This window comes from uncultured Halovibrio sp. (assembly GCF_913056445.1).
Classification (GTDB): domain Bacteria; phylum Pseudomonadota; class Gammaproteobacteria; order Pseudomonadales; family Oleiphilaceae; genus Halospina; species Halospina utahensis_B.
Genome location: NZ_CAJXMA010000016.1, coordinates 1 through 20,394 on the forward strand (window position 1 = coordinate 1; position 20,394 = coordinate 20,394).

Genomic DNA, 20,394 nt, shown 5'->3' on the forward strand with positions numbered 1-20,394 from the left:
GGGAGCTGATTCTGGAGTCGTTGGCGTCAGCGCTGACCGTGGAGGCCTGCCGCCTGATGGAGACACAGGCGCCGCGGGGATCGGTCCATTCCGGGCCATCGGATCGCGCCGAGGAACACATTCACAACTACCAGGCGCTGATCGAGGGCCAGTTCCGGCAACAGCCAAGCGTGGAGGCTTTTGCGGGCCAACTGGGGCTGACCGGGGCGCACCTGAACCTGCTGTGCCGGCGGCTGGTGGGGCGCAGTGCCCTGGAGCTCCTGCATGAGCGGCTGCTGCTGGAGGCCAAGCGCCAGCTCACCTACACCAACATGGGCATCGGGCAGGTCGCTGAGAGCCTGGGGTTCTCGGAGCCTGCGTATTTTACCCGTTTCTTCAAGCGCCTGACCGGGTATGCGCCCCGTGATTTCCGTCAGCGTCAGCGTTCGCTGCCAGCCTGATTCCTGCCCGGGGGATGGCATCCGCAATCCGAACAAATGTACGCTATAAGTCTGTCCAGACACATCCGCCGCCCGGGAGGTTTGCAATGACGGCGTCTTTCCTGAAACACCCCTTCATGGGGCAGAGCGCGCTCAGTGAGTGTGATGATCAGGCCATGGTCTCGGCCATGCTGGAAGTGGAGCTGGCGCTGACCCGTGCCCAGGAGGACGCGGGTGCGTTTCCCGTCGGCGTGGCGGACCAGCTCAGGGAACATCTGGAAGGGGCGGATTTCGATCTTGCCGGTATTGCCCGGGAAACCCTCAATGGCGGCAATGCGGCCATCCCGTTTGTGAAGCAGGGCCGGGCGCTTCTGCCACAGGAGCTCAGGTGCTACTGGCACCAGGGCGCTACAAGCCAGGACCTGGTGGACAGCGCGCTGATGCGCCTGATGGTGCCCCGGCTAAGGGCGGTGGACGGGCTGCTGCAGCGCTGCGGCAGTGCGGCTCTGACGTTGATGGAACGGCACGCGGCAACGCCCATGGTCGGCCGTACCCTGATGCAGCAGGCACTGCCGATCACCTTTGGTGTGAAAGTGGCCCATTGGGCCGTCGGGCTGGAGCAGTGCCGTCGCCGGCTGATGGCTGTTGAACTGCCGGTGCAGTTCGGAGGTGCGGTCGGTGTGCATTCAGGCTGGGACAGCACAGGGCTTGGTTTGATGGATGCCATGGCCCGACAGCTTGGGTTGAGCGCTCCGGTGATGCCCTGGCATACCGATCGTTACCCCATCCACGCGCTGGGCACCGCTCTGGACGCCGTTGCCGGTGCGGCCGAGAAGGTGGCGCTTGATGTGGCGCTTCTCACCCAGACCGAGATTGGTGAGGTCGCGGAACCGGCCGCCCCAGGCATGGGGGAGTCCTCCTCCATGCCGCACAAGCGTAACCCGGTACGCAGCGCCCTGATCCGCAGTGCCGCGCGTCAGGTCCATGGCCACGCCGGCACCCTGATGAACGCCGCAGCCCAGCCGCTCGAGCGGGGGCTCGGTGAGTGGCACGCGGAGTGGGCGCCGTTGATGGAAAGCGCTCTGCTTGTGGAGGGTGCCCTGGAGCAGCTGGTGCCGCTTCTGGAAGGCCTGGAGGTTCACCCGGAGGCCATGCGGCGCAACCTTGCGGTGACCGGGGGCGGCATCATGGCTGAACCGGTTGCCCGCCTGCTTACCCCCGCTCTGGGCGCGGAGGCGGCCAGGGCCGTGAGCGCCGAGGCCGCGGAAACCGCCCGCAGGGAGTCGCGTCCCTATGCGGAGGTCCTTGCGGCGCATCCCCGTGTTGCGGGCCAAGTGCCCGCAGAGGAACTGCACACCGCCTGTGATCCCGCAGCCTATACCGGGAGCAGCAGCGCCCAGATTGAGCGGGCCAGGCAGTGGCTCACGGCTCCAGCGCGCTGAGGGTCTTTTTCGGCCATTTGACTTGGCAGGGTGTTCGGGAGTAATTTGTTCGTATAAAGAATATATGTTCGTTGAGCGAACTTATAGTCTGCGAGTCCCAACAAGTCAGAAGAGGCATCCACCATGGCCGAGTTTCTCAGCCTTCATGACGCGGTGGCGCGCTACGTTCAGGACGGTTCCACCGTGGCCATGGAAGGCTTCACCCACCTGATCCCCTTCGCCGCGGGCCATGAGGTCATCCGGCAGAAAAAGCGGGACCTTACCCTGATCCGGATGACGCCGGACCTGATCTATGATCAGCTCATTGGCGCCGGCTGCGCCCGGAAAGTGATCTTTTCCTGGGGCGGCAACCCCGGGGTCGGCTCACTGCATCGCCTGCGCGATGCCGTGGAAAAGGGCTGGCCGCATCCGGTTGAGATTCTGGAACACAGCCACGCCGCCATGGCCTGTGCCTTTGAAGCTGGCGCGGCCGGCCTGCCGATGGCGGTGTTGCGCGGTTACATCGGCAGTGAACTGCCGAGCGTGAACGAGCAGATCCGGTTCATCGAGTGCCCGTTTACCGGTGAGCGGCTGGCTGCCGTGCCCTCCGTCCGTCCGGATACTTCCATCGTTCATGCCCAGAAGGCGGACCGTCACGGCAATGTCCTCATCGAAGGCATTGTCGGGGTCCAGAAGGAGGCGGTGCTGGCGGCGAGTCAGAGCATCATCACGGTTGAGGAGATCGTCGGTGAGCTGGATACACACCCGAATGCATGCGTGCTCCCCAGCTGGGCCATCGATGCCATTGCGGTTGCGGAGAAGGGGGCGCTGCCCTCTTACACTCACGGCTATTACGAGCGCGATAACCGCTTCTACAAGAAGTGGGATGAAATCGCCCGCGACCGTGACACCTTCACCCAGTGGCTCAACGATCATGTGCTGAACAGCGCCGAAAGCGCGGGAGGTCAAGTCTGATGGGTTCCGAGTACACCAACTCTGAAATGATGACGGTAACGGCGGCCCGCGCGCTGGAGAACGGCACAACCTGCTTTGTCGGCATTGGTCTCCCTTCAGAGGCGGCCAATCTGGCCCGGCTGACCCATGCCCCGGACGTGGTGCTGATCTACGAATCCGGCACCCTGCAGACAAAACCCGACATCCTGCCCTTGTCGATCGGCGACGGCGAGCTCAGTGATTCCGCGCTGACCACGGTGGCGGTTCCGGAGATGTTCCGGTACTGGCTCCAGGGCGGCAAGGTCGATGTGGGCTTCCTGGGCACGGCACAGATTGATCGCTTCGCCAACCTCAACACCACGCTGATCGGCGACTACAGGGAACCCAAGGTTCGCCTTCCGGGCGGCGGTGGTGCCCCGGAGATCGCAACCAGTGCCGGGGAGGTCTTCATCACCCTCAAGCACTCGAAGCGGGCGTTCGTGAAGGACGTGGATTTCATCACCACGGTTGGCTTTGGTCGTGATGGCAAGGCGCGCGACGGTGTCCCGAACATCGGCCGTGGCCCGAGCCGTGTGATCACGGACCTGTGCGTGATGAAGCCGGACGCAGAGACCCGGGAGCTGGTAGTGGTGTCTCTGCACCCCGGCGTGACCCGGGAGGACGTTGTTGAGGCCACCGGCTGGGAGATCCGGTTCGCGGAGCAGCTGGAAACCACGCCGGTGCCCGATGAGAATGAACTGTCGATCCTGCGCGAGCTCAAGGCGCGTACGGAACGGGCCCACTCCGGTCAGCAGGAATAGGGAGGCATCATGGAAAATGTTTATCTGTGTCATCCGCGCCGCACGGCGGTCGGTCGTTTCGGCGGGACCCTGGCGAGTGTGCGCCCGGATGATGTTGCCGCCACTATTTTCAGGGCTGTGCTGGAGCAGGCGCCCGGGCTCGAGCCCGCGGCTATCGATGATGTCTTCATGGGCTGCTCCAACCAGGCGGGCGAGGATAACCGTAATGTGGCGCGTATGGCGTCGCTGCTGGCCGGCCTGCCGACATCGGTACCCGGAACAACCATGAACCGCCTCTGCGGATCCGGTATGGATTCCGTGGGCACCGCCTTCCGCGCCATCCGCGCCGGCGAAATGGGCGTGGCACTGGCTGGTGGCGTGGAGTCCATGTCCCGCGCGCCCTATGTGATGGGCAAGGCCGAAAGCGCATTTGCGCGCGGGCAGCAGATCGAGGACACAACCATCGGCTGGCGCTTCGTCAATCCGGTCATGAAGCGCGACTTCGGCATCGACTCCATGCCCGAGACGGCCGAGAACGTGGCCGAGGAATTCGGCATCGCCCGGGAGGATCAGGACGCCTTTGCCCTGCGCTCCCAACAGAAGGCCGCCAGCGCCCAGCAGTCAGGGCGGCTGGGGCAGGAGATCACCCCCATCGAGGTGCCCCGTCGCAAGCAGGACCCGCTGATCTTTGATCAGGACGAACACCTGCGCGAAACCAGCCTGGAGAAGCTGGCGGCCCTGCCCACCCCCTTCCGTGAGGGTGGGACCGTGACCGCCGGTAATGCCTCCGGCGTGAAGGACGGTGCCGGCGCGATGCTGGTCGCCGGTGAGCAGGCCGTTAATGCACACGGTCTCAAACCCATGGCCCGGGTCATCGGCATGGCGACAGCCGGGGTCGAACCGCGCATCATGGGCTATGGGCCGGTACCGGCGGTGAAGAAGCTGCTGGCGCGCACCGGCATGAGCCTGGATGACATCGACGTCATCGAGCTCAATGAGGCGTTCGCTTCCCAGTCGCTGGCGTGCATGCGCGATCTCGGCCTGGCGGACGACGACCCCAGGGTCAACCCGAATGGTGGCGCCATCGCCCTGGGTCATCCACTGGGGATGTCCGGCACCCGCCTGCTGGTGACCGCCATGCATGAACTGCAGAACACCGGCAAGCGCTACGCACTGTGCACCATGTGCATTGGCGTTGGGCAGGGCATCGCGACACTGATTGAGCGGGCATAAACGGAGGCTTCCATGGCGTTTCTTTCTCACAATGGCCGCAGCGTGGCGTATCGCCTGCTCGGTGCGGAGGCGAACCCCTTGGTGGTGCTGGCGCACCCGCTGGGTATGACCCAGGCAGTGTGGGACGACATCCTGCCCATGCTGCTGCCCCGTTACCGGGTGCTGACCTGGGACCTGCCCGGCCACGGTGCCAGTGATTCTGTGCGCGGCGATCAGGTCACACCGCAGGATCTGGCCGCCGAGGCACTGGCGCTGGTGGATCATGCAGGTGCTGGCCGTTTCCATTTCGTGGGCACCTCCATCGGGGGCGTGGTGGGTCAGCAGCTGATCGCCGCCCACAATGACCGGCTTCTTTCAGCCACTCTGACCAACACCGGTGCGGTCATCGGTAATGCAGAACTCTGGAACACGCGCGCCCAGCGGGTGCGCACCGAGGGTCTGGCCGCGGCGGCCGCCGACATCGTGCCCCGCTGGTTCGCGCCATCGGCATTTGAGGCGGAGCCCGGACTGGAAGCGGGGTGGTGTGTCCAGATGGGGCGTGGCGACGATGAATCCTACGCCCAGCTCTGCGAGCTGCTGGGGCGTGCCTCGTTCATGGGGCAGTTCAAGGGCGTGGCTTCCGATGCCGCGGCACCGAAGGTCTGCCTTTTCGGGGGCACCGAAGACCAGGCAACGCCCTCCGCGACCCTGGAAACCCTCGCGGGTGAGCTTAATGGGGCTCCCCTGGAGATCCTGCAAGGCGTCGGGCACGTGCCTTCCGTCGAGGTTCCCCGGCTCTTCGCAGAGAAGCTGGTGAAGGTTCTGGCGGTCGAGCGTGGGGATGTGGGCGCGAACGGCGTTGACTACGCCACCGGCCAGGAAACCCGCAAGCAGGTGCTGGGTGAGGAGCACGTGGCCCGCTCCACCCAGAACATGAACAGTCTCGATGCCCCCTTCCAGCAGATGATCACCCGCCTTGCCTGGGGCGAGCTGTGGGGCAATGAGGATCTTGGGCGCCGAGAGCGCAGCCTGATCACCACCGGCATCCTGGCCGCCCTGGGGCGTGAGGAGCTGGAGCTGCATCTGAAGACCGCGAAACGCATCGGCATCACCGAGGCGGAGATGCGCCAGGTTCTGATGCATGTAGCGGTCTACGGTGGGGTGCCCGCGGCCAATCATGCCTTTGCCATGGCGAAGGAACTGGGCTGGGGCGAGTGATCCCGGAGACCGTCAGACACAACGTTTGAGGATGATGACAATGCACGATGAGAAAACGCGCTTTGTGGAGCGCGACCGCAACTGGCACCCGCCGGCCTACGCACCCGGGTACAAGACCTCGGTGGCGCGGTCTCCCCAGCAGTCGCTGGTCAGTATGCAGAGCCCGAGTGTTTCCGAGATCGGCGGCCCGGATTTCAGCGGGCTGCGCATTGGCCGCTACGACAATGATCTGCTCCTGAACTTCACCCAGGGCCAGGCGCTGCCGGTGGGTGAGCGCATCATCATGTTCGGCCGCGTGATCGACCAGTTCGGCAAGCCTGTACCCAATACACTGGTTGAGATGTGGCAGGCGAACGCCGGCGGCCGCTACCGGCATCGCAATGACAACTATCTGGCACCGCTGGATCCGAACTTCGGCGGTGTGGGCCGGACCCTGACGGATGAGCAGGGCTGGTACCGCTTCCGCACCATCAAGCCTGGGCCCTATCCCTGGCCGAACGATCCCAACAGCTGGCGTCCGGCGCATATCCATGTCTCCGTAATGGGGCCGTCCATTTCGACCCGGCTGATCACGCAGATGTACTTCGAGGGCGATCCCCTGATCCCCCGCTGCCCGATCGTCAACACGGTCAACGATCCGGACGCGGTTGAGACCATGATCGGACGCCTGGATATGGCGCACAGCAAGCCCATGGACTGCCTGGCCTACCGGTTTGATCTGGTGGTGCGGGGTAGGCTTCAGACCTATTTTGAGAATCAGTGAGGGAGGGAAACGCATGCAACAGCCCAACACCCAGTCCACCAGCGAGCTGATTCTGCGGGAGACGGCGTCACAGACCGCGGGTCCCTATGTCCACATCGGCCTTGCCCCATCCGTGGCCGGGCTCCCCGCCCGCGATGAGGAGATCTGGAACCGCATGGCCGGGCCGGAGGCTGAAGGCGAGCCGATTGAAGTCGTGGGCACCGTCATCGACGGCAATGGCGATCTGGTGCGCGATGCGCTGATCGAGGCCTGGCAGGCGGATGCGAAAGGGGTCTATCAGCCGTTCTTCGATCTGCGCAACGCCTTCAACAGCTTTGGGCGCACGGCGACCACCTTTGAGGGCAGCAGTGAATGGTCCCTCCAGACCATCAAGCCCGGGCCGGTTGCCCATGCCAGTGGTCAGCCCATGGCACCGCACATCAACCTGTCCATCTTCGCGCGTGGCGTTAACGTGCATCTGCAGACGCGCCTCTACTTCGATGACGAGAGGGACGCCAACGCGCACTGTCCGGTCCTGAGCCGGATTGAATCCCCGACACGGCGCCAGACGCTGATCGCCTCGCGGGAAGCGGGTGATGGCGATCGGGTACGCTACCGTTTTGATATCCGTTTGCAGGGTGATGGAGAAACCGTTTTCTTCGACTTCTGATGGTGGCCGATACAGCATGACCAGCCCACGGAGCCTGCCGGACTGGTTTGCCGGCAAGGGATTTGACGTTGAGCGTCTGCGGTTCGGTCTGCAGACTGCACTCACCGCCTGCCTTGCTCTGGCCCTGGCGTGGATCCTGGGGCTGGAGCATCCCCAGTGGTCCGCCATGACGGTATGGGCCGCCTCCCAGCCCCTGCGCCAGCAGCTGATAGCCAAGAGCCTCTACCGGATGCTCGGAACGGTGATTGGCACGGGCGTGGGGCTGGTGCTGCTGATGGCCGCCGGCGATCACCTGATCTGGCTGGTGGTGGGTCTTTCCCTGTGGGTGGGCCTCTGCGCCGCCGTCGGCAATGCCCTCTACAGCCTGCTCTCCTACGCAACCCTGCTTTCCGGCTATTCGGCCGCAATGGTTGCGCTGCTGGGGATGTCCGCCTCCATGAGTGTCACAGAGCTGGGCATCGACCGGCTCCTGACCGTTCTGCTCGGCGTTGTAATGGCCATGCTGGTGGGGCTGGTGTTCACGCCCAAGGCCTCCAGCAGTGAACTGATCATGCGCGGCCGGCGCCTGACCTCCGGGGTCCTGCATCAGCTCGTTGCCCGCCTGGACGGCATCTATGACGACGAACCCCGGGATCCGAACAAACTGGCGGTCGGGATCGCCTCCCTTGAGGTGAAGCTGGAAACCGTGGCAATCGGCCTCCGGAAAGCCTCGCATTCGGCGCGCTCCCAGCGGGCCATTCTCTCGGCGCTGATCGCGATTCTTCTGTGGCTCAGACGCGGTCGTCTGTCGCGCCTGCCGGGTCCGCAGACCCGGGATGCCGTGCGTGAGGCGGCGGTCGCCATGGACCGCGGGGCGCCACCGGCTGAAGTGGCGGCGGCGGTCCAGCGCGCCAGTGACCTTGCTACGGACACCACGCCGGCTCTGGCCGACGCACTGGGCCGGCTCGCCCATGCGCTCAGGGAGCGCCAGTATTTCCGGGATACTGGCCGAATCCGCCTGGAGAATGACCGGCGCCACATCATCCGCCACCGCGACTGGATCCATGTGCGCCAGGTGATGCTGCGCACCACCGGTGTGCTTCTGATTGTGGGGCTGTGCTGGATTGCCTCGGGGTGGTCCGCGGGCGCCTATGTGATGCTGGGGACCTCGGTCAAGGTGACCCTGTTTTCGACCTTCGAGAACCCTGCCTGGATCATGCGGCGCATCTTCGCCTGGCAGTCGGTGGGTGGCACTTGCGCGGTAGTGCTGCAGGCACTGGTCTGGCCGCTGGCGGGGTACGAGTGGGTCCTGGTTCTGTCGATGCTGCCGTTCATCCTGTTAACGGTGATCCCATTCTCCCATCGCAGGACCCAGAGTGGATCCATGGATGTGGTGATGATCTTCCTGCTGCTGTCCCAGCCGGATCTGCCGCTGACCGCGACCTTCGCGGAGTCCCTGACCAAGGCACTGGCGGTTGTGGCCGGGCCATTGCTCGCGCTTCTGGCATTCCGCACGATCTACCCGACAGACGCACGCCGTCGACAGCAGCAGCTGCACCGGATGATGACCCGCGAACTGGTGGCGCTCGCGGGTAAGGACAGCCGGGAGGGATTGCGCTTCTGGCAGGCCCGCTTCTACCACCGGGTCATGCGCCTGCTGTACTGGGCCCACCTGCGTGGCTTACCCACCCACCAGTTCCTGGATGGCAGTCTCGCCGCCCTGATCCTGGGGCAGGCTCTTCAGGCACTGCAGCAGTATCGGCTGAGTGCGGATGTGGACCCTGGGACTGCCAGGCGTGTGGAGGCGGTGTTGCGCCGGGTAGGGGATCTGCAGACCCATCCGCGGCAGGCGGCAAGGGCGCTTGAGCGCCTGGCGGATACGCTGGAGCGGCGCCAGCACCTGGAGCTGGCCCGGCTGACGCGCCACGCGGCACGGGAGCTCCAGCGCCATCAGGCCTTCTTCGTCAGTGAGGCGGACCCGGCGGAGGCGTTGCCTGCCTCATGAACGAATCCCGTATTTCTTAAGCCGGTAGGCATAGGCTGCCCGGGTCATCCCCAGGCGCCGGGCCGCTGCCGTGACGTTGCCGTTGGCTTCGGCGTGCGCGGTCTCAATGAGTTTCTGTTCCACCTCTTCCAGCGTCATGCCGGCGTCGAGCAGGGGCTGGATACGCTCTTCCGCGGTTGGCTCGGGTGTTGCGGTGCTGTCACCGCCGGTCAGCATGCCGGCGTTATCCAGTCCCTGTGCGTGGTCCCGTTCGACCGTGGGAACACGGTAGGCTCCGAACAGGGTTTTCTCGGTGATGTGCTTGGAGTCGGCGGTGAGTATGACCCCCCGCTCGATGGTGTTCTTCAACTCGCGGACATTACCGGGCCAGTGGTACTGCTGCATGGTTGAGCGGGCCTGGTCCGAGAATCCCTGGGTGCGGCGCTGGTAATGCTGTTCGGCCTGCTGGAGGAAGTGCTGTGCCAATGGCAGGATGTCGTCCACCCGCTCGCGCAGTGGGGGCACTGTGACGGTGAAGGCATTGAGCCGGTAGAACAGGTCCTCCCGGAACTGGCCCTGGGCGACACGATCGGGCAGGTCGGTATGCGTGGCCGCAACAATGCGCACATTCACGTTGCGCACGCTCTCGCCGCCCACCCGTTCAATCTGGTGTTCCTGCAGCGTGCGCAGCAGAGCGGCCTGGGCACGCGGTGGGAGTTCCGCGAGCTCATCCAGGAACAGGGTGCCACCGTTGGCCCGCTCAAACCGCCCCATGCGTGACTGGTTCGCGCCCGTGAAGGCGCCCTTCTCGACACCGAAAAGCTCGGACTCGATCAGTTCCGGCGGTATGGCGGCACAGTTCATGGCCACAAAGGGGCCATCTGCCCGCGGGCTGTGGTCGTGCAGGCGCCGGGCCAGGATCTCCTTGCCGGTGCCGGTCTCGCCAAGCAGCAGCACCGGCACCTCGGAGGGTGCCGCACTGTCGAGCATGGACAGCATCTCACGGAAGGCCGGAGCGGTGCCGATCGGGCCCCAGCTCTCCTGGTCATGGCTGCGCGCCAGGTTGCTTTCCAGGGTCGCGATCCGGTCCTGGAGTTCATAGAGCTCGTCGATCAGAGGGGCTTCGCGCAGCATATCCGCGAATGCCTGGTAGTCGGACCACTCCCCGGCGAGGCGGCCCACGATGTGGCATTCATCGTGACCACAGGCCCGGCAGGCAACCTCCCGGTACTGGACTTCACGCCCCAGAAGCTGGGTGGCGTAGCCCGAGGCATAGCCCAGCAGTGTCCAGCAGGCCGGCTCGTCCTGGATGCCCCGCTGGCGCGCGGCATCCGCCTCGAAGGAGCCTTCCCAGATGAACTCGCTGTAGAAACGGTCGTTGGCCAGATCCAGCTCGAGGTTGACCGGTACCGCCCTGACGTGCCCCTTGAGCGCATGCAGCTGCGGCCCCGCGAAGAACTGTTCCTCCAGACTCAGTGTCTGCCCCCTGAGGGACTCACTCAGTTCCGCGTCCATGCTCCCGGAGTAATAGCCGAGGCGCATGAACAGCCCCTTCGCGCGCTCCACGCCCAGTGTCTTGATCAGTTCATTACGGAAGAAACTGGATGCCGCAACCGGCATGACCAGCATGCGCTGCTCGCCCAGCCAGACCTGGCCCTGCTCGGGAAGAAAGCGCAGGGCATCCATCAGGTCCCGGGCACTGGGATAGTCGGAGGATGAGAGACGCATAGAACTCCGGTGCGTTGGTGAAGTGTGAAAGCCTACCACGGCGCTGCTGATCACAGGGATTTGATCATTTCGTTAAGTGTTGATCATATCATTGATCATGAAAACGAACATATGTTCGTAAAGCGTACCATAATAGGGTGAGGTCATAGCCAAGTTACCGCACAACGGACTGTTTCAGTTTTGTGGCATGGAGGTTGTATTCCCCTCAGGGGATGCGCAGTGCCTGCCTTCCGGAGCGTTCAGGCCGGTGCCGCACTGCGTGGACAAGCCGATCACATGCCCCTGGCGAAATGACGGGTGACAACGCTATGAAGAACACAACAACCGCACCACTGCGATCCATTTCCAGGATGAGGCCGCTACGCCTTGCCCTGATCAGCGGCGCCGCGCTCACCGCGGTGTTCTCAGCAACCGCTGCCATGGCTTCCGAGCCGCGCGAGCCGGCCGAGGTTTACGACCAGGTCTGTGCTCACTGCCATGACCCTGCCATGGGAGTCGGTCCGGTCATCACCCAGAAGGTACCCAAGTCATCAAGGGAAGGGCGCGCCTCCTTTATCCGGACCATGGTGCGCCATGGCAATGCCGCCATGCCCGCCTTCCGCAAGTCCGAAATCAGCGATCCGGAGCTGAAGGCGCTTGCCGAGGCACTGGCACGCGGTGAGTTCGCGCAACAGGATGGGGAGTAGAGCCATGACCATGACGCGCAGACAGCTTCTCCGCAATGGTGCTGCACTGGGAGCCGCCGTGCCGGTGTCACTGAGCACTGGCTGGGTTGGGCAGGCCATGGCGGAGGGCCTGGCAAGCAACGGTGAGATCCGGGTTTTTGGCAGTGACCGCTCCAGCTCGGAGCTGGCCCGCGGGCTCCGTGGCGCCGGCTGGCGGCCCGTGGAAGCGGGGCGCTTTGACCCGCTGGTGCTGGCGGATCTGCCCAGGGGAACTCTGGCTGCCGGCTTTACCGACGAGGCGGGAATGGCTCTGCTGACCAGCCAGCTGGTGGGTCGCGGTCGGATTCTGGCGCTTGGTCGTCACGGCGCGGACGGTCACCAGTTGGTGAGCCAGCGCGGGGCCGTTGTCGACAGCCTCGCACAGGCGGACAGCAGCTGGCAGACGGCGCTGGGCCGCGAATACGCCCGCCTGGCGCAGAACCCGCCATCCGGACGCCGGGACCATAACCTCCGCGAAGCCGGCACAGCGGGTACCCGCGAACTGAGTTTTCTGGTCCGGGTCTGAGCCCAATCACAATAAAGAGAGATGAACCATGAGTACGCAGCGAATTCTTCCCAAAGGCGTATCCGAGGCGGACTTTGACAGGGCCCTGGCAGGCCTGCGCGAGGCCCTGGGCGCTGACAATGTCCTGACCGAAAGCGATGCACTGGCCCCCTACACCAAGATCATGATGGCAGGCGCGGACGAGGACTACATCCCGTCAGCGGCCGTGATGCCGGGCACCACCGAGGAAGTGCAGGAAATCGCCCGCCTCTGCAACGAGTACACCATTCCCATCTGGACGATTGGCACGGGCAAGAACCTCGGCTATGGTTCTGCCGCACCAGGCGAGACCGGCCAGGTCATTCTTGATATGAAGCGGATGAACCGGATCATCGATGTGGATCCGGAAGTCTGCACCGCCCTGATCGAGCCGGGCGTCACCTACCAGCAGCTTTACGACTACATCCAGGAGAAGGGCTACCGCCTGATGCTGGACCCGCCGGCGCCGTCAGCGATCGCCGGCCCCGTGGGCAACACCCTGGACCGGGGGGTGGGCTACACCCCCTATGGTGACCACTTCATGTTCCAGTGCGGCATGGAGGTGGTGCTTGCCAATGGCGAGAAGGTCCGCACCGGTATGGGCGGAATCGAGAACTCCAGCTCCTGGCAGGTGTTCAAGTGGGGTTATGGCCCCTACATCGATGGGCTGTTCACCCAGTCCAACTACGGCATCGTCACCAAGATGGGTCTCTGGCTCATGCCTGAGCCGCCGGCGTACCGGCCGTTCGTGATCCAGTACCCGGATCTCGAAGACCTGGACGAAATCGTTGAAACCCTGCGCCCGCTGCGTATCTCCCAGATCATTCCGAACGCTGTGGTGATTGTACATACCCTATGGGATGCGGGTACCCACGTTGAGCGCAAGAACTACTACACCGGTGATGGCTCCATCTCCCGCGAGGCGCTTGAAGCGATCAAGCAGGATGAGGGCATCGGTGAGTGGAACGTCTATGCTGCGCTCTACGGCACACCGGAGCAGATCGAGGTTAACTGGAAGATTGTCGAGCAGGCCTTTGGCAAGAGCGGCAAGGCCAAGATCATGTACGGCGAGGAGGCCGAGCAGCGCGGCGGTGGCTTCCGTTACCGCTCAGAGCTGATGAAGGGCGAGATGAACCTGGAAGAGTTCGGCCTCTACAACTGGCGTGGTGGCGGTGGTTCGATGTGGTTCGCGCCGGTGTCCCAGGCCAAGGGCAGCGAAACGGCCGACCAGACCCAGTTGGCTCTGTCGATTCTGGACAAGTACGGGTTTGACTATGTGGCTGAGTACATCGTTGGCTGGCGGGAGATGCACCACGTCATCGACCTGCTCTACAACCGCCAGGACCCGGAGGAGACCCAGCGGGCGCATGACTGCTTCTCTGAGCTCATCGATGAGTTCTCCAAGCGCGGCTACGGCCTCTATCGGACCAACACCGAGTTCATGGAGAAAGTAGCTGGCACCTTCGGTGAGCCACTGCGTGAAGTACACAAAACGCTGAAGAACGCACTGGATCCGAAGGGGATTCTGTCGCCTGGTAAGTCGGGGATCCGGCAGTAACCCCAGCTGAGGAGGGTAATGATGAGTAATACCTATACGGGTTTCGAACGCCAGTTCATCGCCGGCGAGTGGTCTGAGGGCAGCAGTCAGCGCAGCGTCGAGGTGAACAACCCTTACAGTGGCGACACATTGCTGTCGATCGGGCTGGCTGATCGCGCCGATCTGGATAGAGCCTTCAGTGCTGCCGAGAAGGCACAGGTGGAGTGGGCTGCGCGCGGCCCCTCCGAACGCAGCGCCGTGCTCAAGCGGGCGGTGGAGATCTTTGATGAACGCCAGGAGGAGATCATTGACTGGCTGATCCGCGAGTCCGGCAGCACACGCCTCAAGGCCACCATCGAGTGGAGTTCCGCCCGTGGCATCACCCAGGAGGCAGCCGGTATGCCGTTCCGTGTCCACGGGACCACCCAGCCATCGGATATTCCCGGTAAGGAGAACCGGGTGTATCGCGGGCCACTGGGCGTGGTGGGCGTCATAAGCCCCTGGAACTTTCCGCTCCACCTTTCCCAGCGTTCAATCGCGCCAGCGCTTGCCCTTGGCAACGCGGTGGTCGTGAAGCCGGCGGGTGATACACCGGTCACCGGTGGGCTGTTGATCGGCAAGATCCTTGAGGAAGCCGGCGTTCCCGCTGGTGTGTTCAATGTGGTGGTCGGTGCCGGCAGCGAAATCGGTGATGCCTTTGTTGAGCACCGGGTCCCCCGATTGATTTCATTCACTGGCTCCACGGAAGTGGGCCGGGGCATCGGCCGCGCCGCCAGCGGCGGTCAGTTCATCAAGAATGTGGCGCTGGAACTGGGCGGCAACAGCCCCTTCGTCGTTCTGGACGACGCGGATGTGGACCAGGCCGTCAGTGCTGCGGTCACCGGCAAGTTCCTTCACCAGGGCCAGATCTGCATGGCCATCAACCGCATCATTGTCGACCAGAGCGTCTATGACGACTTTGTCGAGCGGTTTGTCGCCAAAGTGAAAACGCTGCAGGTGGGTGATCCCGGTGACATTGCTACCGCGGTGGGTCCGGTGATCAATCCGAAGCAGCGCGAGGGTCTTGAAGAGAAGATCGCCACCGCCCGGAAGGAGGGTGCGACCGTGCTTCTCGATGGCGAGATCCATGGCCAGCTGGTGCCACCGCATGTTTTCGGTGACGTGACACCGGACATGGACATCAGTCGGGAGGAGATCTTCGGTCCCCTGGTCGGGATCCAGAAAGCACGTGATGAGGCCCATGCGCTGGAGCTTGCCAATGATACTGAGTACGGCCTTTCCAGCGCGGTATTCAGTGGTGACCTTGAGCGCGGCGTACGGTTCGCTCAGGGCATCCAGGCGGGTATGACTCACGTCAATGACATGCCGGTCAACGACGAGCCCCATGTGCCTTTTGGTGGCGAGAAGAACTCCGGGCTGGGTCGCTTCAACGGTGACTGGGCCATTGATGAGTTCACCACCGACCACTGGATCAGCGTCCAGCACACACCACGCGACTATCCGTTCTGAATTTTCCTCTGAGACGTACCGGCGCCTCCCAGGCGCCGGATTCATCAGGCTGAACAAAAGAGACAACAGGCCATGAAAAAGACTACAGCAATCTGCCTCGCCGCACTTGGCGCCACCACCGCAATGCCCGCCGCAGCACTGAACGGGCACTACCCATTGGGCATCGAGGGGCTGGGCGCGACCGCTACACCACCCGAGGGGCTGTATTACCGCGGTTACCTGTTCCATTACGACATTGATGAGTTCAACACCACCTCCGGCGATGCCGCGCCCGGTAGTAACACCGGCTCCGTTACGGCTCTGGCACACCGGTTCATCTGGATGACGGATGTGGATGTACTCGGGGCTGATTACGGCATGGAGGCGATTATTCCCATGCTGGATAACGAGTTTGAGCTTGATGTGGCCGGCGGTAATACCTTTGACGATGACGGGGTGGGGGATATCTTCCTCGGGCCTGTCATCCTCGGCTGGCACGGCAAGCAGTGGGATGCCACCTTCGCGGCCGGGCAGTGGTTTGATACCGCTGATTTCGATCAGAACAACCCAGCCTCGGTCGGCAAGGGCTATCAGACCACCATGATCACCCTGGGTGGCATGTGGCATTTTGATGAGGCGAAACGCTGGAATGTTTCGGCGCTGTCGCGCTACGAGACCAAGGGCGAGCAGGAGGATACCGGTGTTACCCCCGGAGACAGCTGGCTGGTTGAGTGGGGCTTCGGGCATCGTCTCAGTAACGGCGTTGAGCTGGGCCTGGTGGGCTATAACGCCTGGCAGCTGGAGTCCGACGAAGGTACCCCCATTACGGAGAAGGCCGAGCGGCATGCCGTGGGTGCCGAGGTTGGTTACGGTTGGCGTTCCCTGGGGCTGAACCTGAAGGCCGCCTATTACCATGAATACGATGCCAGTGCAGGCGGCGTGAAAAATGGTCTGGAAAGCCAGGGTGATACCCTGAGGCTGCAATTGACCAAGGCGCTGTAAGACTGGACCCATGGGGCGGACCAGTGGCCCGCCCCGGTTCCCGCAACGGGATTACTGGAATGAGGAGCTACTGATGCAGATTCAGGCTGCTGTAACAACGGGTCAGAGCGAGGACTTCGCTCTTGATACCGTGGAGCTGGCGGAGCCCGCCCTGGGTGAGATCCGGGTTCGGATCGTCGCCACCGGCGTTTGCCACACGGATGCCGTGGCACGGGATCTGGGCATCTCCCCCTATCCCATTGTCCTTGGCCATGAGGGTGCCGGGGTAGTTGATGCGGTCGGCGAGGGCGTGACCGATCTGGCGGTCGGGGACCATGTTGCTCTGTCGTTCGCGCACTGTGGCCAGTGTGGGCGCTGCCTCACAGGTCATCCCACGGTGTGCTCGACCTTCAATGAGCTCAATTTCGGCGGTGCCATGGATGATGGCAGTCACCGGCTGCACAAGGACGGTGAAGCGATCTCAACCTTTTTCGGGCAGTCCTCGTTTGCCACCCACTCCGTGGTGAGTGCGCACAACGCGGTGAAGGTGGATAAGGATGTGGACCTGGCCCTTCTCGGCCCTCTGGGCTGTGGCATCCAGACCGGTGCGGGCACGGTGCTCAACCGTCTCAAGCCGGAGTTCGGGACCAGCCTTGTGGTCTATGGCTGCGGTGCGGTTGGCCTGAGCGCAATCATGGCCGCGGCCATTGCCGGGTGTCACCAAATCATTGCCGTTGATGTTCACGACAGCCGTCTTGAACTGGCTCGTGAGCTGGGCGCGACCCACGTGCTCAATGGTGGAAAGGACGACGTGGTTGAGGGGATCCGCGGGATCTCCGGCGGCGGCAGTGAGTACGCTGTTGAGACCACCGGAGTGCCCGCAGTGGTCCGCCAGTCGCTCCAGGCCCTGCGTCCGCTCGGGGTATCAGCGATCGTGGGTGTAACACCGGACGTGACGCTGAATGTGCACGAGGACCTGATGGCCGAGGGCAAGTCCATGATCGGCGTGATCGAGGGGGATTCGGTGCCCCGGGTCTTCATCCCGCAGCTGGTGGATTATTACCGGGACGGCCGCTTTCCGTTCGATAAGCTGGTCCGTTTCTACAGCTTCAGTGAGATCAGCCAGGCGTTTGAGGACTCGAAGAACGGGACCACGGTCAAGCCGATCCTCCGACTGGAGTGAGTCGGGCCCGGATCATGAAGGAAGATTGTCGTATTGGGGTCTACCCTGTGAACAGAACCCTCAGTTCTCATGGATAGTCCTCATGCGGCTCGCCCCTCTGGTTCTTGGTCTGGTACTGGTAGCGGCTTCCTGCTCTGCGAGGAGCGGTGATTCCGCTACTGACAGGGTGGAAGTTGCCGTCATCAAGGATGTGCCCAGTACCTGCTCCGTGTGCCCTCTCCCTTACTGCAGGGCAGGCTGATTGCGGTATTCCCGGATAAAACCCCTGACGGAGATCATGGAGCGCCAGTCTGTTACCCGCCACTGCCGCGGCAGAGAAAGCGCGGGTGATCAGTCCTCCCCCCGACCTGTTGAATCGGGCGCGCAGTAGAGCTCGTACAGGCGGCTCATAAGCGCCACAATCCTCGGGTCGCGGATCCGGTAGAGCACCGACTGTCCCTCCTTCCTGAAGGTGACAAGGTTTTCATCCCTGAGACGTGCCAGATGCTGGGAGAGCGCTGACTGGCTGAGCGGCACACTGCTGTTGATAGACCCCACGGACTTCTCGCCCTCAGTCAGCGTGCACAGAATCATCAACCGGTTGGGGTTGGCGATCGACTTCAGGACCTGGGTCGCCTCGGCCGCGTGCTCAGCCATTTCATCCGGCGTAAGGGCGGATGTGTCGCTGAACTGCTGCAGGGTACTGGCGTAGTCGTCTGGTTCCATGTGTCGCTCCCCGGTTTTGGGCCCCAATTATACTGCGTTGAACGGCTCTTGTATTTGCATTGGATGCTCTTCAGTCTTTATATTAGAAATTATTAATATAGAGAAAGGAGAGAAACGATGATCAGGAATCGCGTGATGAAAGCAGCACTGCCCGTTGGTCTGGTGCTCACTCTCAGTCTGGGGGCCACAGGCTGTGCCCATTTCCAGGCAGACGATGCTGACCGTCATCAGGCATCCGTAGCGGAGAAGGCCGCCCAGCGGGGGCTGCCTTTCGATATCAGCCGTGATATCGGCTTGGCGCCATACGGTGACGAAATGACCCGAGCGGTGGGCAACTATAACCGCCCGGCGCCGTTCATCGGAACTGGTGGCCAGCTGGCCGATGGTGCGATGGCGGAGCTGAAGGGTATGGGCTTCAAAACGGTTGTGAGCCTGCTCAATCCCCGCGAAGGCCTGGAAGCGGAGCGTGAAGCCGCCCATGACGCCGGGCTGAATTTCTACAGCATCAGTGTCTCCAGCAAAGCTCCGACCGAAGAGCAGGTGCGAGAGTTCGCAGGGATCGTCTCCGCGACGGGCAATTACCCCATTCTCGTGCACTGCGCCAGCAGTAACCGGGTAGGCGCGATGTGGGCACTGTATCGCCATCAGATGGGCGTGCCCGCCGAGATCGCTCTGGAGGAAGGCAAGGCCGCCGGGCTGAAGACCAGCCGGGAGCCGGCCGTGCGTGAACGTCTCGGGCTGGCAGGTTCGCAGTAGCGGTCGCAAACCGCGGGTCCGAAATATCGGAGGGGGGGGCAGGGTAACGGCCTGAAAGGCGGTTTTCCACGAGCTCCTCCAGGATCGTATTGGTCAGACGCATGATGGCATTGGGGGGAATCACTTCGAGCTCCATACCTCCAGGGTATTGTTTGGTACCCAATCAATATTGGTTGACGGCCCCAAATCCCCGTAGCTTGTGTCCTGCTCCTCTCTACCTTGGTTATGGGGTCTTATATGCAGGCGTTCACCTATAGTGCCAATCCCGCACATATTGTTTTCGGGGCAGGTAGCTCCAAGAGCGTGGCCGATGAAGTCCGTCGGTTGGGCGGTAATCGTGCACTGGTTCTCTGCACTCCTTCTCAAGAGGAAAATGCTCGACTGATCAATGCGCAGCTGGGTGAACTGGCGGGCGGGGTATTCAGCGGTGCGGTGATGCACACGCCGTTGGAGATTACCAGGCAGGCGATTGATGTCTATGAAAGGACTGGAGCTGACTGTCTGGTCGCGTTTGGAGGTGGCTCCACCATAGGGTTAGGCAAGGCGGTTGCTCATAGGACCAATGCAGTACAGATAGCAGTGGCAACCACCTATGCCGGATCCGAAGTCACTCCGATATTGGGCGAGACTGAAAATGGCGTAAAGACAACTGTCAGAGACGCTTCCATTCTTCCTGATGCGGTCTTCTACGATCCCGAACTCACAGTTGATCTACCGGTGTCGACGAGTGTGACCAGCGGCCTGAATGCTATGGCCCATGCAATTGAAGGCCTGTATGCCAGGGATCGTAATCCCATTACAACCCTGATGGCCCTGGAAGGAGTCCAGAGCCTTAAGGAGGCGCTGCCGATTATCGCTGACCGGCCTAACAATGTGGACGCCCGTAGTAATGCCCTATACGGGGCTTGGCTTTGTGGCAATGTGCTGGGCTCGGTAGGGATGGCTCTGCACCACAAGCTCTGTCATACCCTGGGTGGGAGCTTCGGTCTTCCCCACGCTGAAACCCACGCCATTCTGCTGCCCCACACCACGGCTTATAACGCCCGGTTGGCGGCAGATGTGCTGGCTCCGGCAGCAAAACTCTTTGGCGATGATCTTGCCGGGGGGTTATACGATTTTGCGGAGTCCATTGGTGCGCCACTGGCGCTTAAAGAGTTGGGCCTTGCTGAAGCCAATCTGGACAGGGCTGCAGACCTGGCAATGAAGAATGCTTACTGGAATCCGCGCACACTGGAACGCGGTGCGATCCGTGGGCTTTTGCAGTGTGCCTGGAGTGGAGACCGTCCTGGATGACCCAGGAGCACCTCTGAACACAACTACGTTAAAGGAATACGGCATGGCCTATATCGACAGTTTCACTGAGGAATGCTCCGCAGAGGCGGTCAATGCG

The 20,394-nt window shown here is 62.8% G+C and carries 19 protein-coding genes; 17 read left to right on the forward strand and 2 right to left on the reverse strand.

The genetic code is table 11. The features are described from left to right. From QZ501_RS05260 to QZ501_RS05300, 9 genes are all read left to right on the forward strand, one after another. A partial coding sequence (locus QZ501_RS05260) for a helix-turn-helix domain-containing protein (RefSeq protein ID WP_295717756.1) occupies window positions 1–440 on the forward strand: 440 nt, incomplete at its 5' end. Between the two features lie 86 nt (window positions 441–526). Beyond that, on the forward strand, window positions 527–1,861 hold the full coding sequence (locus tag QZ501_RS05265; protein ID WP_295717758.1) for an adenylosuccinate lyase family protein: 1,335 nt from the start codon (window positions 527–529) through the stop codon (window positions 1,859–1,861). Window positions 1,862–1,984: 123 nt separating this feature from the next. Further along, window positions 1,985–2,815: a CoA-transferase gene (locus tag QZ501_RS05270; protein WP_295717760.1), complete on the forward strand. Its 831-nt coding sequence runs from the start codon at window positions 1,985–1,987 to the stop codon at window positions 2,813–2,815. Continuing rightward, on the forward strand, window positions 2,815–3,594 hold the full coding sequence (locus QZ501_RS05275; RefSeq protein ID WP_151439115.1) for a CoA-transferase subunit beta: 780 nt from the start codon (window positions 2,815–2,817) through the stop codon (window positions 3,592–3,594). Before QZ501_RS05270 ends, QZ501_RS05275 begins: the two co-directional genes overlap by 1 nt. Before the next feature lie 9 nt (window positions 3,595–3,603). Then, window positions 3,604–4,806, forward strand: coding sequence for a 3-oxoadipyl-CoA thiolase (gene pcaF / locus QZ501_RS05280; RefSeq protein ID WP_295717763.1), 1,203 nt, complete (start codon window positions 3,604–3,606; stop codon window positions 4,804–4,806). Between the two features lie 12 nt (window positions 4,807–4,818). Further along, complete coding sequence (locus QZ501_RS05285) at window positions 4,819–6,003, forward strand: alpha/beta fold hydrolase (RefSeq protein WP_295717765.1); 1,185 nt, start codon at window positions 4,819–4,821, stop codon at window positions 6,001–6,003. Window positions 6,004–6,037: 34 nt separating this feature from the next. Beyond that, a complete protein-coding gene (gene pcaH, locus QZ501_RS05290; RefSeq protein ID WP_295717837.1) occupies window positions 6,038–6,766 on the forward strand; it encodes a protocatechuate 3,4-dioxygenase subunit beta in 729 nt (242 codons plus the stop codon). 13 nt (window positions 6,767–6,779) lie between these two features. After that, the gene (pcaG, locus tag QZ501_RS05295) at window positions 6,780–7,415 is read left to right on the forward strand and encodes a protocatechuate 3,4-dioxygenase subunit alpha (protein ID WP_295717768.1); all 636 of its coding nucleotides are present in this window, start codon (window positions 6,780–6,782) and stop codon (window positions 7,413–7,415) included. A gap of 16 nt (window positions 7,416–7,431) precedes the next feature. Next, window positions 7,432–9,399: an FUSC family protein gene (locus QZ501_RS05300; protein WP_192497245.1), complete on the forward strand. Its 1,968-nt coding sequence runs from the start codon at window positions 7,432–7,434 to the stop codon at window positions 9,397–9,399. Here the strand turns inward: QZ501_RS05300 and QZ501_RS05305 are convergent. Further along, window positions 9,394–11,106, reverse strand: coding sequence for a sigma-54-dependent Fis family transcriptional regulator (locus QZ501_RS05305; protein WP_295717772.1), 1,713 nt, complete (start codon window positions 11,104–11,106; stop codon window positions 9,394–9,396). The genes QZ501_RS05300 and QZ501_RS05305 overlap by 6 nt on opposite strands. 308 nt (window positions 11,107–11,414) lie before the next feature. Between QZ501_RS05305 and QZ501_RS05310 the strand changes: the two genes are divergently transcribed. From QZ501_RS05310 to QZ501_RS05335, 6 genes are all read left to right on the forward strand, one after another. Beyond that, on the forward strand, window positions 11,415–11,792 hold the full coding sequence (locus QZ501_RS05310) for a cytochrome c (protein WP_295717774.1): 378 nt from the start codon (window positions 11,415–11,417) through the stop codon (window positions 11,790–11,792). Window positions 11,793–11,796: 4 nt separating this feature from the next. Continuing rightward, a complete protein-coding gene (locus tag QZ501_RS05315; RefSeq protein WP_295717776.1) occupies window positions 11,797–12,336 on the forward strand; it encodes a twin-arginine translocation signal domain-containing protein in 540 nt (179 codons plus the stop codon). Between the two features lie 28 nt (window positions 12,337–12,364). Beyond that, window positions 12,365–13,912 (forward strand): FAD-binding oxidoreductase, encoded by a 1,548-nt coding sequence (locus tag QZ501_RS05320; RefSeq protein ID WP_151439122.1) that lies wholly within the window; start codon window positions 12,365–12,367, stop codon window positions 13,910–13,912. A gap of 18 nt (window positions 13,913–13,930) precedes the next feature. Then, the gene (locus QZ501_RS05325) at window positions 13,931–15,400 is read left to right on the forward strand and encodes an aldehyde dehydrogenase family protein (protein ID WP_295717779.1); all 1,470 of its coding nucleotides are present in this window, start codon (window positions 13,931–13,933) and stop codon (window positions 15,398–15,400) included. Window positions 15,401–15,472: 72 nt separating this feature from the next. After that, on the forward strand, window positions 15,473–16,381 hold the full coding sequence (locus QZ501_RS05330) for a transporter (protein WP_295717781.1): 909 nt from the start codon (window positions 15,473–15,475) through the stop codon (window positions 16,379–16,381). Between the two features lie 73 nt (window positions 16,382–16,454). Further along, window positions 16,455–17,543 carry an NAD(P)-dependent alcohol dehydrogenase gene (locus tag QZ501_RS05335; RefSeq protein ID WP_295717783.1) on the forward strand — a complete coding sequence of 363 codons (1,089 nt, stop codon included), beginning with the start codon at window positions 16,455–16,457 and terminating at the stop codon, window positions 17,541–17,543. Between the two features lie 330 nt (window positions 17,544–17,873). Here QZ501_RS05335 and QZ501_RS05340 read toward each other — a convergent pair whose 3' ends face one another. Continuing rightward, window positions 17,874–18,248: a metalloregulator ArsR/SmtB family transcription factor gene (locus tag QZ501_RS05340; RefSeq protein WP_202405740.1), complete on the reverse strand. Its 375-nt coding sequence runs from the start codon at window positions 18,246–18,248 to the stop codon at window positions 17,874–17,876. A gap of 135 nt (window positions 18,249–18,383) precedes the next feature. On the opposite strand from QZ501_RS05340, the gene QZ501_RS05345 reads away from it, so the two are divergent. Both QZ501_RS05345 and QZ501_RS05350 read left to right on the forward strand, forming a co-directional pair. Then, entirely contained in the window at window positions 18,384–19,004 is a 621-nt protein-coding gene (locus QZ501_RS05345; RefSeq protein ID WP_295717786.1) for a sulfur transferase domain-containing protein, read from the forward strand. Window positions 19,005–19,241: 237 nt separating this feature from the next. Continuing rightward, window positions 19,242–20,297, forward strand: a complete 1,056-nt coding sequence (locus QZ501_RS05350; protein WP_295717788.1) for a maleylacetate reductase — start codon at window positions 19,242–19,244, stop codon at window positions 20,295–20,297. Window positions 20,298–20,394 lie beyond the last annotated feature (97 nt).